Annotated in this window: 12 protein-coding genes and 1 pseudogene; 9 read left to right on the top strand and 4 right to left on the bottom strand. The window is 67.4% G+C overall.

All coding sequences use genetic code 11. The features are described 5' to 3' along the window. The 6 genes and pseudogenes from TR33_RS26710 to TR33_RS26705 all read left to right on the top strand — a co-directional run. Positions 1-590, top strand: a pseudogene (locus tag TR33_RS26710) (IS5 family transposase); the annotation flags it as partial. A 69-nt stretch (positions 591-659) separates the two neighbouring features. Continuing rightward, entirely contained in the window at positions 660-899 is a 240-nt protein-coding gene (locus tag TR33_RS20085) for a hypothetical protein (RefSeq protein ID WP_042284723.1), read from the top strand. 280 nt (positions 900-1,179) lie between these two features. Beyond that, positions 1,180-1,740, top strand: coding sequence for an NUDIX hydrolase (locus TR33_RS20080; RefSeq protein ID WP_042284722.1), 561 nt, complete (start codon positions 1,180-1,182; stop codon positions 1,738-1,740). Positions 1,741-1,820: 80 nt separating this feature from the next. Continuing rightward, entirely contained in the window at positions 1,821-1,988 is a 168-nt protein-coding gene (amcA, locus tag TR33_RS26970; protein WP_199806162.1) for a multiple cyclophane-containing RiPP AmcA, read from the top strand. 9 nt (positions 1,989-1,997) lie between these two features. After that, positions 1,998-2,552, top strand: coding sequence for a pentapeptide repeat-containing protein (locus TR33_RS20075; RefSeq protein WP_042284719.1), 555 nt, complete (start codon positions 1,998-2,000; stop codon positions 2,550-2,552). A 714-nt stretch (positions 2,553-3,266) separates the two neighbouring features. Further along, positions 3,267-3,557: a hypothetical protein gene (locus TR33_RS26705; protein ID WP_159068806.1), complete on the top strand. Its 291-nt coding sequence runs from the start codon at positions 3,267-3,269 to the stop codon at positions 3,555-3,557. A gap of 780 nt (positions 3,558-4,337) precedes the next feature. On the opposite strand, the gene hisS is transcribed toward TR33_RS26705, so the two are convergent. Both hisS and TR33_RS20065 read right to left on the bottom strand, forming a co-directional pair. Further along, positions 4,338-5,633 carry a histidine--tRNA ligase gene (hisS, locus tag TR33_RS20070; RefSeq protein ID WP_042284718.1) on the bottom strand — a complete coding sequence of 432 codons (1,296 nt, stop codon included), beginning with the start codon at positions 5,631-5,633 and terminating at the stop codon, positions 4,338-4,340. 1,063 nt (positions 5,634-6,696) lie between these two features. Then, the gene (locus TR33_RS20065; RefSeq protein WP_042284716.1) at positions 6,697-6,999 is read right to left on the bottom strand and encodes a hypothetical protein; all 303 of its coding nucleotides are present in this window, start codon (positions 6,997-6,999) and stop codon (positions 6,697-6,699) included. 207 nt (positions 7,000-7,206) lie between these two features. Between TR33_RS20065 and TR33_RS20060 the strand changes: the two genes are divergently transcribed. The 3 genes from TR33_RS20060 (at position 7,207) to nshR (ending at position 9,821) form a co-directional block, all read left to right on the top strand. After that, on the top strand, positions 7,207-7,770 hold the full coding sequence (locus TR33_RS20060) for an RNA polymerase sigma factor (protein WP_042284714.1): 564 nt from the start codon (positions 7,207-7,209) through the stop codon (positions 7,768-7,770). Beyond that, entirely contained in the window at positions 7,758-8,834 is a 1,077-nt protein-coding gene (locus TR33_RS20055) for a CU044_5270 family protein (RefSeq protein ID WP_042284712.1), read from the top strand. The genes TR33_RS20060 and TR33_RS20055 overlap by 13 nt, the downstream gene beginning before the upstream one ends. Before the next feature lie 165 nt (positions 8,835-8,999). Beyond that, complete coding sequence (gene nshR, locus TR33_RS20050) at positions 9,000-9,821, top strand: NshR/TsnR family 23S rRNA methyltransferase (RefSeq protein ID WP_014913237.1); 822 nt, start codon at positions 9,000-9,002, stop codon at positions 9,819-9,821. A gap of 42 nt (positions 9,822-9,863) precedes the next feature. Here nshR and TR33_RS20045 read toward each other — a convergent pair whose 3' ends face one another. After that, positions 9,864-11,831, bottom strand: a complete 1,968-nt coding sequence (locus TR33_RS20045; RefSeq protein ID WP_042284708.1) for a M3 family metallopeptidase — start codon at positions 11,829-11,831, stop codon at positions 9,864-9,866. Between the two features lie 223 nt (positions 11,832-12,054). Further along, the gene (locus tag TR33_RS20040; protein ID WP_042284705.1) at positions 12,055-13,605 is read right to left on the bottom strand and encodes an ABC transporter substrate-binding protein; all 1,551 of its coding nucleotides are present in this window, start codon (positions 13,603-13,605) and stop codon (positions 12,055-12,057) included. Between the last annotated feature and the right edge of the window lie 318 nt (positions 13,606-13,923).

Here is a 13,923-nt window from a genome sequence, read left to right as displayed (position 1 = left end):
CGCGACAGGCCTGTGGCCCACGATCCACCGCGCGGTTCTGGACGAGCTGGGCAGAAGGGCCCTGCTGGACTGGTCCCGCGCCACCGTCGACTCCCAGTCGATCCGCGCCAAGAGAGGGGGAGAAGACAGGGCCAAACCCCACCGACCGGGGTAAACCCGGTTCCAAGCTCCATCTGCTGTGCGACAACCAAGGGCTGCCGCTGACCTGCGCGATCTCCGCGGCCAACGTCAACGACGGCGAAGCGCTCAAACCCCTGGTGCGAGGCATCCCCGCGGTGCGCTCACGCCGAGGACCCCGCAGGCGACGCCCCGCCAAGCTGCACGGCGACAAGGCCTACCACTCCCGCGACCGGCGCCGCTGGCTGCGCGAACGCCAGATCGGCGTGCGCATCGCCCGCCCCGGCGTCGAGTCGTCCCAGCGACTGGGCAGGCACCGGTACAAGGTCGAGCGCTCCATCGCCTGGCTGGGCTCTTACCGCAGACTGAACGTGCGCTGGGAACGCAAGGCCTCCAACTTCCTGGCCATGCTCGGCATCGCCTGCATCCTCATCTGCTACAAGCATCTGGCCAAGCACAGCGAGGACTTTTGAGATGAGCTCTTAGCGACGATCACCGACCACTCCGAGGGTGTTTCCACACCCGCGCTCTACGAGATCAGTGTGGAGCGGGTCCTCAACGCGACCGTGGACGACCCTCATTCCTTCGCCGACCGTGTTCTCTACCTGCGCTCCTACCTGGGCGCCTACACCGGCGCGTTCCGCTCCGGGGATGTGGTCTATGTGACCGGCAAGCTCGTTCACCTGCACGACGACGAACGGAACGCCTTCGGGGTGGAGCTCACCCCGTGGAGCGTGAGCCGCTCCTACATCGCGGACCTGAGCACGCACGCCACCTTCTGAACGAAGAGCCGGTACCGCCACCGATCTTCCCATCGCCTCCGCTATCGCCACTCGACTCTCCAAGGAGCGCACGTGGTGTGCGGGGAGCAGACTTCCTGGCCCGGGCCATTATCCCGCCCGATCCGCCATTTCCACATGCTGTCGAGAAACAGACAAACACGAACTTCCGATAGCAACGCAGGATCATGCGCACGCCTCACAAGAGAGCGCACTACGAGTTGCCGCCCGAAGTTCGCGAACAGGTCGCGGCGACATGGCTCGACTACTTCAATGGAGCAGCATGACGGTTACCCGACCCGAGATCGACCACGTCCTGGCCAAGTACCTCGACCGCCACCCCGGCGAGACCGACGACATGGCCCTTCTCCTGCACGCACTCGACGAAGGTCACGACATCACCTCGCGGAAGGAGTTCCGCACCGGACACGTCACCGCCGGCGCCGCGGTCGTCGACCCCCAGGGGCGGGTGCTCATGATCCGCCACAAGGCCCTCGACCGGTGGTTGCTCCCCGGGGGACACCTGGAGCCCGAGGACCAGAGCCTTCTCGGAGCGAGCCTGCGTGAGCTCGAAGAAGAGACGGGGATCCCCTGGCAGCAGGTCGTCTCCCCGCCCACGCATGACGTGACCCCGGCCGACATCGACATCCACAGGATCCCGGCCAACCCCGCCAAGGACGAACCCGAGCACCACCACTTCGATTTCCGCTACGCCCACTGGGTCGAGGACACCGACGTGCGGCTTCAGCTCGACGAGGTGACCGACTTCGTGTGGCGTCCGCTGTCGGATCTGCCCTCGAACCTGGCGCGCAAGCTCGCACCGGTCGCTCCACCCGGTAGCTGACCCTCGGGACGCACGAAGGGCGCCTCTGCTCTCGGCAGGAGAGCAGGGGCGCCCTGGGCGAGAAGATGGGAGTGTGACCGATGACGACGATCCTGACCGGGCTTGAAGTATCCGACCGGGCCGCCGACCTGATCGACCGGCTCCAGCCGACGACACCCGTGGGGTTGTTCGACAACCGGGGCACCTGGGACAACGTCGGCGGAGGGCCCTGGTACCACCGTTCGACGTGGGACAACTGGAAGAAGTAGGGGAACCCTGTGCAGACCGCCGAGATCCGGGGCGCGAAAGTGCTCCTGCCCAGCGATGACGAGCCCGCGGTGCGTGTCTGGCCCTACTCCGATCCGTTGGAGGAGGAGAAGGTGGCCAACACCCACTTCGCCTCCCTCGATCTGACCTCACATCGCCTGGTGGACGTCAACCTGAATCGGTGCCGGTTCACGGGCTCGCGTCTGATGGGGGTGTCCTTGGCGCGGGTTTCGATGTCGGATGTGCTCTTCGAGGGCTGCCAGTTCGACTACGCCACGTGGGAGCAGGTCAAGGTCACCGGTGACGTGGCGTTCGTGGGCTGTTCCTTCAAGGAGGCCGAGATCATCGGGAGCGATCTGCGGGGTGCGGTGTTCGATGACTGCGCCTTCGCCGCGGACATCAAGAGCACCAAGATGTCCGGCGCCGACCTACGCGGCAGCGACCTGTCGGGCCTGTCCGGGCTGGCCTCGCTCCACGGAGCTCAGGTGACCGAGCTCCAGCTTCGCCAACTGAGCGAGGTCATGATCCGCGACCTCGACCTCACCATCACGGAACTCCCCCTGTAGGCGCGATCGACCCGACCGGAGCGAGGGGCCTCGGCCGAGGGAGCACGACGAGGCCCCTTTTACCGCACGGTGTTCAAGATCGACACCGTCTCTAGGGATGCTCGACCGAGCACCAAGCTAATCGCCGTTCCACAGACCAGCCCATCCCCACGTGCGCGGGGAGCGGTCTTCCTGACCTGCAACGCTACCCCGCTCGTCTCGCTGTTCTGGACCCACATCAATCCCTATGGCCGATTCGATCTGGACATGGACAAACGCCTGGACCCGGCCGTGTGCGACCCCAGAACCCAAGCGGCCGTCTGCCCAGGGGATCTCCCGTTCACAGTGAACGCCTGGAGCTCTTGTAAATGAATCCAAGACGCGAGACAACCCACCGTTGATGACCGAATCCGGACAGCCGAAATACAGGCTTGGAACACAGTTCTACTCCCTGCATCAATAGCGGCCCCCTTGACCCAGAGCCTCTTTATCGAACCTGAATAACGTGAGCCACATACAACCACACTGGCAGATTTTCGTAGAGTGAAGCGAACCGGATCGCTTCACACGGTCAGCGGTTCCGCTCCGACTGGCTCCCCTGCCAACCACAGCCGGCCATGATAGAGAGAACATGGCGATCGACTGAAGGCGGAGGGGAGGACATGAAAGCCAAAGACACTGACAGAGCCTCGAAAACATCGAGCCTCCACTTACATCTCTACGAGGGTTGAAGAAATGCTTACTCGTGCAATCGGCGGAGCTTTCGCTGGGGCTCTTATCGGAGTCTCCGCTTCCATCATCGCAGCCATTTCGACAATTGCCATGTCTTTGTTGACAGAATCCACCCTAGGCATACCGCATGTGATCGATTCCTCCTTTGAAAAGGCTGGCGGTCTTCCCGAGCTGCACTTCACACCCAATTTTCCAGGAATTATGAGTGTGATTGTCATCTTCGGAGTGGCGACCATGATCTACACCGTGACCACAGGCCGTCTCCAGAACCAAAGAACCGGTATCGACCGGTGAACGGCGCCGAGGTCGCTGTGACAGTGGCATCGATCGTGCTGCGGACCTGACGGCGGGAGTGCGTCGAGGTCACCGTCACCCCGGCACCTCCGCCATCTGTGGCTCACAGGAACGAACACGGCCCCGGAAGCACCAGCTCCCGGGGCCTCCCCATGCTCAAAAACAAACCCACATTCGCAGGTAGCAGGCGATGCGTGAGGCGGTGGAGCCCGTGATCCTAGGTCCATCCCCACGTGCGTGGGGTTCACGCTTAATGACCTGGGACGATGCGAGACGTTATCTTCCCGCAACCTTCGGTTGGAAGCGGCCTCCGCTTCTCACTCATCCCTACCACAGCCCCGCAGAGCCGACCGGAACTCACCAACGCCCCACCGACTTCAGCCATCCCGCATACACGGGGAGCAGATGCTGTGGTCGGCCGGGTACTCGTTGGGGGCGGGGCCATCCCCCATGCACGGGAAGCAGCGTTTCCTGCGAGCGATACCAAGTCGAACCGCACGAAAACTGCCTCCACCAATATCTGGCGTCAGCCCTTCGTGAGAGGGGTGGGGTGGCGTTCGGTGAGATCCCCGACCGGCCTGCCTTCGCCGGCATGGCATGCACGCCGGCCGCCCTCCACTCCCATCCGGACAGTGAACCCGAGGGCCTCACCCTGCTGCACGCTCGAGGCGGCTGCCCAGTCTTTCTGCCGCTACTTCGAGCAGTCCCGGCGGTCTCGTATGAGCTTGGAGGTGGAAAGTCATCGAAGCGTCGTGGCCGGGGGTGAGGGCCCTCAACCGGTCACCTCTCGAAGCGTTCCCGCAGATCGGCACTGACCTGTGACAAGGGGACGCGGCTCTGGTCTCCCGAGATCATGTCGCGGACGGTGACCTCGCCGGACTCCTGTTCCTCGGAACCGAAGATGACGGCGAACCGCGCGTTCTGCGCATTCGCCCACTGCAACTGCTTACCGAGCTTGCCGGAGGCCCCCAGGTAGGTACCCACCCGCAGCCCCCGCGTGCGCAGCTCGCTCGCCAGCTTCATCAGCTCGGCGTGACCGCCCAGCACCGTGATCGCCACGTCGAGGCCCACGGAGGGAGCGTCACCGGTGTCCTGAAGAGCCAGGATGCGCTCGATGCCGATGGAACCACCGCAGGCGGGCATGTCCGGGCCACCAAGCGAGGCGACCAGGCCGTCGTAGCGTCCGCCCGCCGCGATCGAACCGGGGAAGCCTTCGGCCTCGACCTCATAGATCGCACCGGTGTAGTAGTCCAGGCCGCGCACCATGCGCGGGGCGAACACGGCCCGATCGCCCAGGCTCTCGGTCAGCTCCAGCAGGCTGTCGATCTGGGCGAGGCCGCGTTGGCCGCGCTCGTTGGTGGCGAGCTTGGACCGGATCAGTTCTTGGTCGTCGGAGGCGACGTCCTCGGCCAGGCGTTCGGCGCTCGCCACGTCCAGGCCGCGCTCATCGACCAACTCCTTCGCGACGGCGGTGGCACCCACCTTGTCGAGCTTGTCCAGTGTCGCCAGGACCCCGTCGCCGTTCTCTTCGGCGACGCCGTAGACCTCCAGCAGACCCCGGAGCGCTTCACGGCTGTTGACGAGGAAGCGGAACCGGTTCACCCCCAAGGCGTCCAGGCTCTCGGCCAAGGCCAGAACAACCTCGGCGTCGGCCAGTGGGGAGGAAGAACCGACCGTGTCGATGTCGCACTGCACGAACTCCCTGAACCGGCCCTCCTGGGGACGGTCCGCCCGCCACACCGGGCCTATGGCGTAGCGCTTGTAGGGATTGGGGAGCTTCGCCCCGTGGGTACCGATGACCCGGGCCAGAGGAACCGTGTGGTCGTAGCGCAGCGCCAGGTCGGGCTTACCGGAGGCCTCATGCACCCCGCGGCGCAGGATCTTGAACAGGAGTTGAGAGGCCTCTTCGCCGTACTTTCCGGTCAGCACCTCCAACCGCTCGAACGCGGGGGTCTCCAGCGGGTCGAACCCGTAGCGCTCGAAGATATCGCTGATGGTGGTGAACGCCGCTCGGCGGCGGCGCAGGTCGTCGGCAAGGAAGTCCCTCGTTCCGGAGGGAGCTGCTGGCTTGGCCATGTGAACGCTACTCCTGCTGTGATCTCACGGTTCCTGGGATGGCGTCAGACTACTGTGAGTCAGGGTCGCTGACCGACCAGTGAGGGAAGTGCCGGGAGAGGAGTGCGACCAGTGAGTCGAGGTCCTCAGGGCTGCCGTGACCGGTGTGCAACATAGGAGCTGTTGAACGGGCTGCTCCTCGGCACCTCCACCTCCTACGGGGTGGTGTCCAGCAACCACGGGCCGCACTTGTTGCGGTCCGGAGAACTGGACCAGGTCCGTGGGGAGAACGTCACCGCGGTCATGAACCACGTGCTGCTTCTCTCCTCATATCCCCTTCCCCACCAACGAAGGGGCGGCCTTCCTCACCCGATAACCCCCAGAACCCAACGAGGTCCCGGAAGCACCGGCTCCCGGGGCATCACCATGCTCAAAAACAACCCCCACATGCGTGGGGAGCCGACGCAGCCACTGGATCCCAGGCGGCTAACGCACGATCCATCCCCACGTGCGTGGGGTTCAGATCTGCGCGATCCCAGACGAGGAAACCTCACCCGGTCCATCCCCGCGTGCGTGGGGAGCAGGTGTGGGGGTGCGGGGGTCACCCTGGGCAGTAGGTCCATCCCCGCGTGCGTGGGGCTCAGCCCGAGGTCGCCCCCCAGACCCACACCTCGACCGGTCCATCCCCACGTGCGCGGGGCTCAGGACAACCGGTTCAGAGCGCGAGCCACGGTCGACGGGCCATCCCCACGTGTGTGGGGCTCAGCTTGAGACGACGGATCGTCTCCACGACCTCATCGGTCCGTCCCCACGTGCGTGGGGCTCAAGGCAAATGACCTGCGGAAACAGAAGCCGTCATCTTCCCGCAACCTTTGGTTGGAAGCGGCCTCCGCTTCTCACTCATCCCTACCACAGCCCCACAGAGCCGACCAGAACCCACCAACGCCCCACCGCCTTCAGCCGATCCCCGCGCCCGCCCCGCCCCGCCCCAAGAACAACAGCCGACGCCCCCGGGCCGAAGCCCTCGCCTTCCGCGAGTCCGACTACAGCCTCCTGCCGAGTGCATCGCCTGGCACGCCGACGATCACTCGGAGCGTCCCAGGCGATGGGCGTTGAACGAGAGCACCAACAGCACCGCCCCCATCACGAGCAGCGCGATCGCCCACGAGGCCACCGGCGCCGTGGCGGTCGCGCATCCGGAGATCCCGAATTCCCTCGGAGGCGTGGAGATCTCGGTATAGGCGAACCAGCCGAAGGACGCCGCCCCATGGGCTCCGTCCGGGCTCCACCATCCCGCCCCGCAGGGACCACCGGGGACCAACCCGAGAACGGAACCACCGGCGATCAGCGTGACGGCGGCCGCTCGAACGATCTGGACAGGGGTCATCGGCTCCTCCTCTGGAGGGGACAGGGACGGACGAGAGGTGCGGCGGCGAGCATAGCCTTCGAGAGCGCGATGGCCCCACGGCGGGGAGCGGAACACCCGAGACCCCGTGTCCCGGCCTGCACGAGAAGCCTCGAAAAAAATCTCCTCCCGACCGAACACACACCCCCTCCACCGACATAGAGGGGTGAGAGAACGGGAGGAACGCCGATGCGACGAGGCCGGGCCGGAGACGATCACTCCGACCAACGCGACTTCAACGCCTTGTTCGAAGAGCACTACGACGCCGTCTATCGCTACGCGCGACGGCGTGTGGGGCCCGATCAGGCCGACGACGTCGCCTCAGAGGCTTTCGTGGTGGCCTGGCAACGCCGCGACCGGCTCCCTCCGGGCCGAGAACTGCCCTGGCTGTACGCGTGCGCACGACGTATCGGTCTCGCGCACCACCGTCTGGAGCGGCGCCAGGGATCGATCGCCGCGTCCTTGGAGCGAGAGACCGACACGACCCACCACGACGACATCGATCGGGTCCTCGACCGCGACCGGGCCCTGGCGGCCCTGGCCCGGTTGACGGAGATCGAACGTGAACTCGTGATGCTCGTGACCTGGGAGGGGCTCGACTGTCGGCAGGCCGCGAAGGTGGTCGGCTGCACCCATGTCACCGCTCGCGGACGCCTGCACCGGGCTCGAAGGAAATTGACCGCGTACATGAAGGCGGACGCCCCCGAACCCGCTCGGGTCCGCGTCCCGAAGGAGGTCTCGTGGACGACCTGACCGCTCTGCGCGCCGCGTTCGACGGCACCGACCCCGCCGCGGACGCCCGCCCCACCCCCGAAGCCCGCCAGAGGGCGCGCGTCGAAGCCATCGCGAGATTGAAGGAGCACGAGAGTATGACCCGCCCCCTGTGGAAGCGCGTCCCCGTCCTGGTCGCCGGAGTGGCCACCGCCGCCCTGGCCGTGGGCGCCGGAGTGATCGTCCTGCCCGGCGACGACCATGTGGGCATCCCGCTCGCGTACGCCGCCCAGCCGGAGCCCATCGAGGTGACCGGAGGCGACCCCGTCGACGGGACGGAACGGCTGACGGAGCTGGCCGACATCGCCGCGGAGCGCGGCGCCGCCCCCGGCGAGGGCGACGTCGCCTTCGTCTCCACCAGCGACGTACAGCTGCACCGGCTCACCGCCAACGCCGGTGACGAGGACCCGCCGGAGTCCTACGGCTACCGCTTCGTCCCCTACGACCGGACCGGCTGGGAGGCCCCGAACGGCGACGTCCGTCGGGACTCCGACCCGAAGCCGCCGTTGGAGGCCGGTGGCGCGGAGGCCGACCACGAGTGGTTCCTGGAGCAGGGGAGCGAGTCCTACGAGGACACCCTGCACGAGAGCCTGGTGTGGCCCGCCGATCTGCCCACCGACACCGAGGGCATGCTGGAGGTGCTCACCGACTACGGCGAGGGCCCCGAGGACGAGTCCCTGCCCGCGCTGACCAACGCCGTCGACAGGCTGTACGAGTCGCGTCCCCTCTCCGGTTCCGAGGAGGCCGCCGTGCAGCGTGTGCTCACCGAGGTCGCCGACGTGTCCTACCTGGGCTCGGCGACCGACTCCCTCGGCCGTGAGGGCGAGCTGTTCTCCTTCGAGGTGGAGGACGAGGGTCTGGTGACCGAGGTCCGCTACATGTACGACGCCGAGGACGGCGCGCTGTTGTACCGCGACGCGACCCTGCTGGAGGAGGCCCCCGAGTACGGCGACGCCGCCGACTTCGGACTGGAGTACCCGCTCCTGACCGAGCAGGTCGGTTTCGTCTGGTCGGGCTGGGTCGGCGCGATCGGCGAGCGCCCCTGACCCCTCCCCTCTCCCCTCCCCCGAGGCCCCGCGCGGTCGACCGCGCGGGGCCTCGCCCGTCCCACCCCGGGAGGGCGGGACGGGGGGACGTGGCAGACTGGGGACCTCGGTCGACGCCTCGGCGCACCGTCCCCGAACACCACAGCCGCAGACGAGAATGGGCCCATGGACAACCTGGAAATCATCGAAAACGCTTCCGATCCCGCGGTGCAGAGGATCCTCGATGTCACCAAGAGCTCCAGGGCCAACATCAAGACCACGCTGATCGAGGACGCCGAGCCGCTCACGCAGTGCATCCGGGCGGGCGTGGAGTTCATCGAGATCTACGGGATCGAAACGCAGCCGCCGTCCGAGGAGCTGCTGGAGCTGTGCCGTGAGCGCCGCATCCCGGTCCGGCTGTTCGCCACCTCGGTCGTCAACCAGGTCTTCAAGGGCGAGCGCAAGCCCAAGACCTTCGGGATCGCCCGGGTGCCGCGCCCCTCGCGGTTGAGCGACATCGCCCGCAGGGGCGGAGACGTCATCGTCCTCGACGGGGTGCGCATCGTCGGCAACATCGGCGCCATCACCCGGTCCGCGCTGGCGCTGGGCGCCTCGGGCATCATCCTCGTCGACAGCGACCTGACCAGCGTCGCCGACCGGCGTCTGATCCGCGCCAGCCGCGGCTACGTCTTCTCGCTGCCCATCGTGCTCGCCGAACGCGAGGAGGCCATCTCCTTCGTGCGTAAGGAGGGCATCCCGCTGCTGGTCCTGGACGCCGACGGCGACGTTCCGCTCAAGTCGCTGGGCGACAACAAGGAGCGGCTGGCCCTGCTGTTCGGAAGCGAGAAGGGCGGCCCGTCGGAGATGTTCGAGGAGGCCTCCTCCGCGTCGATCTCCATCCCGATGATCAGCTCCACCGAGTCCCTCAACGTGTCGGTCTCGGTCGGCATCGTGCTGCACGAGCGGATCGGCCCGAACTTCGAGGCGCGTCGGTCCGACCCGAGGTGAGCCGGGCCCGCCCCGACGGTCGACCGTCGGGGCGGGCGTCGGTCAGTTCAGACCCTTGCGGGCGAGCAGCGGCTCCATGCCGGGCTCGCGCCCGAGGAAGTCGCGGACGGCGTCCATCGAGTCGACGCTGCCCCCGACGGCCAGCACCTTCTGTCGGAAGCGGTCTCCGCTCTCGCGGCGCAGCCCGCCGTTCTCCTTGAACCAGTCGACGCTCTCGGCGTCCAGCACCTCGCTCCACACGTAGGAGTAGTAGCCGGCGCTGTAGTCGTTGGAGAACACGTGCATGAAGTACGAGGTCCGGTAGCGCGGACGCACCAGCGGGTGGAGCGCGCCCACCCGCTCCAGGGCCTCGATCTCGAAGGCCTCCGGGTCCTCGACCACGGTCCCCGGCGCCAGCCGGTGCCAGGACCAGTCGAGCAGGGCGGCCGCCAGGTACTCGAAGGTCCCGAAGCCCTGGTTGAACTTCTCGGCCGCGGCGAGCCGGTCCAGCAGCTCGGTCGGGACCGGCTCGCCGGTCTCGTGGTGCTTGGCGTAGTTGGCGAGGATCTCCGGCCAGGTCGCCCACATCTCGTTGACCTGGGAGGGGAACTCCACGAAGTCGCGCGGCACGCTGGTGCCCTCGACCCGGGGGTAGCGCACCGACGACAGTAGGCCGTGGAGTGCGTGCCCGAACTCGTGGAAGGCCGTCTCGACCTCGTCGAAGGTGAGCAGGGTGGGGCCGGAGACCGGCTTGGTGATGTTGAGGTTGTTCACCACGACCGGCTTCTCGTCGAGCAGGAAGGACTGTTCGACGAGGTTGTGCATCCACGCGCCGCCGCGCTTGGTGGGACGGGCGTAGGGGTCGAGGAGGAACAGCCCCAGGGCGGTGCCGTCGCCGTCGAAGACCTCCCACACCCGCACGTCGTCGTGGTATCCGCGCAGGTCGGAGCGTTCGGTGAAGGTGATCCCGTACAGGCGCGTGGCCGCGTACAGGACGCCGTCCTCGATCACACGTCCCAGCTCGAAGTAGGGGCGCAGCTCGCTCTCGTCGAGGTCGTAGCGGGCCTTGCGGACCTGCTCGGCGTAGTAGGGCCAGTCCCACGGCTCGATGTCGTGGCCGGCGTGCTCGGCGAGCGCCGCGGCCTCGCTCTCGACGTTGCGGCGGGCCGGGCCGACCAGACGTCCCAGACGCTCCTCGACCGCCTCGACGGTCTTGGCGGTCTGGTCGGCGACCTTGAACGAGGCGTGGTCGGGGTAGCCGCGCAGTCGGGCCTGCTCCGAGCGGATCGCGGCGACGCGCACGGCGATCTCCCGGTTGCGCGGGGCGCGCTCCACGCTCAGGGTGTACAGCTTTTCGCGGGTGGCCCGGTCGGTGAGCTGGGCGAGGGCGGGCTGCACGGTGGTGTTGAGCAGCGGGAGCACGTACTTCCCGTCGCTCTCGATCGCCTGGATCTGCGCCTCGTCGAGCCCGTCGAGGTCGGAGACGTCCTCGGTGACCAGCGCGGACTCGGTCGAGGCCCGGACCAGGTTTCGGGAGAACTCGGTGCCGAGCTCGGCCAGTTCGGCGTTGAGTTCGCGCATGCGCTCCTGGCCGGCCTCGTCGAGGTCGGCACCGGCCTTGATGTAGTCGAGCCGGTAGCGCTCCAGGAGCGTGGCCTCCTCGGGGTCGGAGGTGGTGACCCGCTTGATGCGGTCCCACAGGCCCCGGTCGAGGTAGATCGCGTCCCGGTGCCGGGTCCCCTTGGGCGAGAGTTCGCGCTCCAGTTCCTGGACGGCCTCGGTGGCGTCGGAGCCCGCGAGGGTGTGCAGGACGGTCTCCACCCGGTTCAGGGTCCGACCGGAGCGCTCCAGGGCGGCGATCGTGTTCTCGAAGGTGGGGGGTTCGGGGTCGGCGACGATGGCCGCGACCTCGGCGAGGTGTTCGGCCACGCCCTGATCGAAGGCGGGCCGGAAGTGCTCCTCGCGAATCGCCGCGAAGTCGGGGAGGCCGTAGGGCAGTTCGCTGGGTGTCAGGAACGGGTTGTCGGTCAAGGATCGTGCTCCTCGTTCGTCGGCGCGGACCGGGCTCCGCCACGCTGATCTCGTGGCGAGGGCCCCGTGGCGGGTCCGTCTATGGTGCGCGTCGGTGGCGCGTGTCCGGTGCGTGGAGTGGTCCGCCGGGGCGGGTTCCACGATGTCCGGGGGGCTCGTGCTGTTCTACCGTGCGCCCCGTCACCTGTCACCCGCCCGCCCCCGTTCTCCGGTCGGGTCGTCCCTACTCGTCACCGATGACGTGCGGGTCCGGGGCCGGGGCGTCGCCCGGCTCCAGGGGCATCTCGACGATGGGGACGAAGCGTCCGGTGGCCTCGCCCGCGCCCTCCGGGCTGTAGCCGAGGGTGCCTCCGCCGGCCCGGACCTCGTGGGCGGTGTTGAGCAGTGTCATGCGGGCGCGGACCTCGTGGGCGGTCGGCGGTCCGTCCGCGTCCCCCAGTTCGTTGGTCATCCTGATGGCCTGCGCGGCGACGGCCACGGCGTCGTGGTTGACCAGCGCGTACCCGTTGCGCAGCCCTTCGGGGTCGTGTTCGGTGGAGGGGAAGTGCTCGATGTAGGCCTCGCGAAAGGCCCGGTAGCCCTCGGGGGCGTCGGCGGAGCCCTGGGGGACGAGGTTCCATCGTGTGTCGATGCCCGAGGCGTAGACCAGGGTGAGGTCGTTGTCGGCGAGGAAGGCCATCCGCCCCTCCTCGTTGAGCACGCTCAGTCCGGTGGCGACGAACATGATGCGCATCGGCCGGTCGCAGGTGGAGGCGGCCAGGCTCTCCATGAACTCGTCGAGGTCGGGGGCGCGTCCGGCGAAGAGGACCGTGTCGGCCCCGGAGACGCAGACGTTCATGGTGACCTCGGCGAACAGCCCTCGCACCGGGTCGTCGCCGACCGTGGTCCCCTCGTACTCCTGGACGGGTCGACCGTCGATGTAGGGGTCGAGGTGTTCGGTGTAGGCCTGTTTCAGGGAGGCGACGAAGAGGTCGGGTTCGGTGCGGTCGTAGACGATGATGGCCCGCGCCCGTTCGTCGAGACCGTCGAGGTGGCCTCGGAGCGCCTTGATGTACTCGGTGTTGCTCGGGGCCACGCGGAGCACGCCGGGCAGTGTCGGGTTCTCCTCGTCTCCGGCGTCGTCGATCCCTCCGGGGCCGTGCGCGAGTCCGTCCGCGGTGAGCGCGGTGGAGACCATGGGGATGCCCTGAGCGTCGAGGGTCCGGGCGATGTCCCTGGCCGAGGCGATGCTGACGCCCATGCCGGTGACGGCGACGAGGGGGCGTTCCTCGTCGCGGGCCATGTCGACCAGGTCGTCCACCACGGGTTCCCACTGGTGTTGGCGGCTGCCCATGTTGGCGACGACGAGCTGGATCCGCGGCGTCCGATCTCCGAAGTCGTGGGTGTCGTTGGCGCGTTTTTGAGCCGTATAGGCGCCTTCCAGGGACCTGAGCATCCGTCCGGGGTCCATGGGGCTGACGGGGTCGAAAGTGAAGGTTCCCAGAAGGGCGACCCGCACGACGGGAAGGTCGTCCCCGAGCGCGGCGACGCGTTCGTTCTCCTCCCGGATGAGTTCCTGCACCCGGGTGAAGTCGTCGTGGAAGACGTAATCGCCCTCGGTGACGCCGACGCATTCGTCGGCGATCTCGCGGACCCCGTTGTTCGGGCCGCCGCAGGTGAACCGGTCCCACATCAGGAGGGTGGTGGCCACGACGGCGAGGACGAGTGCGGCGGCGGTGCCCAAGAGCAGGCTCCTCTTCCGGTCCGCACCTCTCCAGCCGGCCGGATCGGCCATCCCGTCACCTCTCTCGCTCGGCGGCCCGTCTCTGGGTGATGCGCGTTCTCCCCCGTTCTATGAGCGTGCTCGCCATTCGCAACAGATGCGTTATAAGAATTCCGCGAGGAATATCCCTGAAAATCACCTGAATCACTTTTGAACCCTTAAGTAATGTTCCGAGATCACCAAGCGTGCCCTTCCCGCTCGCTCTCCGCACTCCCCCGAAACCCGGTGGAGACCGGGCCGCTCTCCCTGCTCTCATGAAGGGGAGAAGAGACCTTGGGAGGCCTCGCTTGGTTCAGACGTCGGATGTCCCCGGCCCCTGGGGGACACTCC

The organism is Nocardiopsis alba, from assembly GCF_000710955.1.
Lineage (GTDB): Bacteria > Actinomycetota > Actinomycetes > Streptosporangiales > Streptosporangiaceae > Nocardiopsis > Nocardiopsis alba.
Note: the sequence above shows the minus strand (reverse complement) of the source record. Positions and strands in the feature narration are given on the sequence as shown.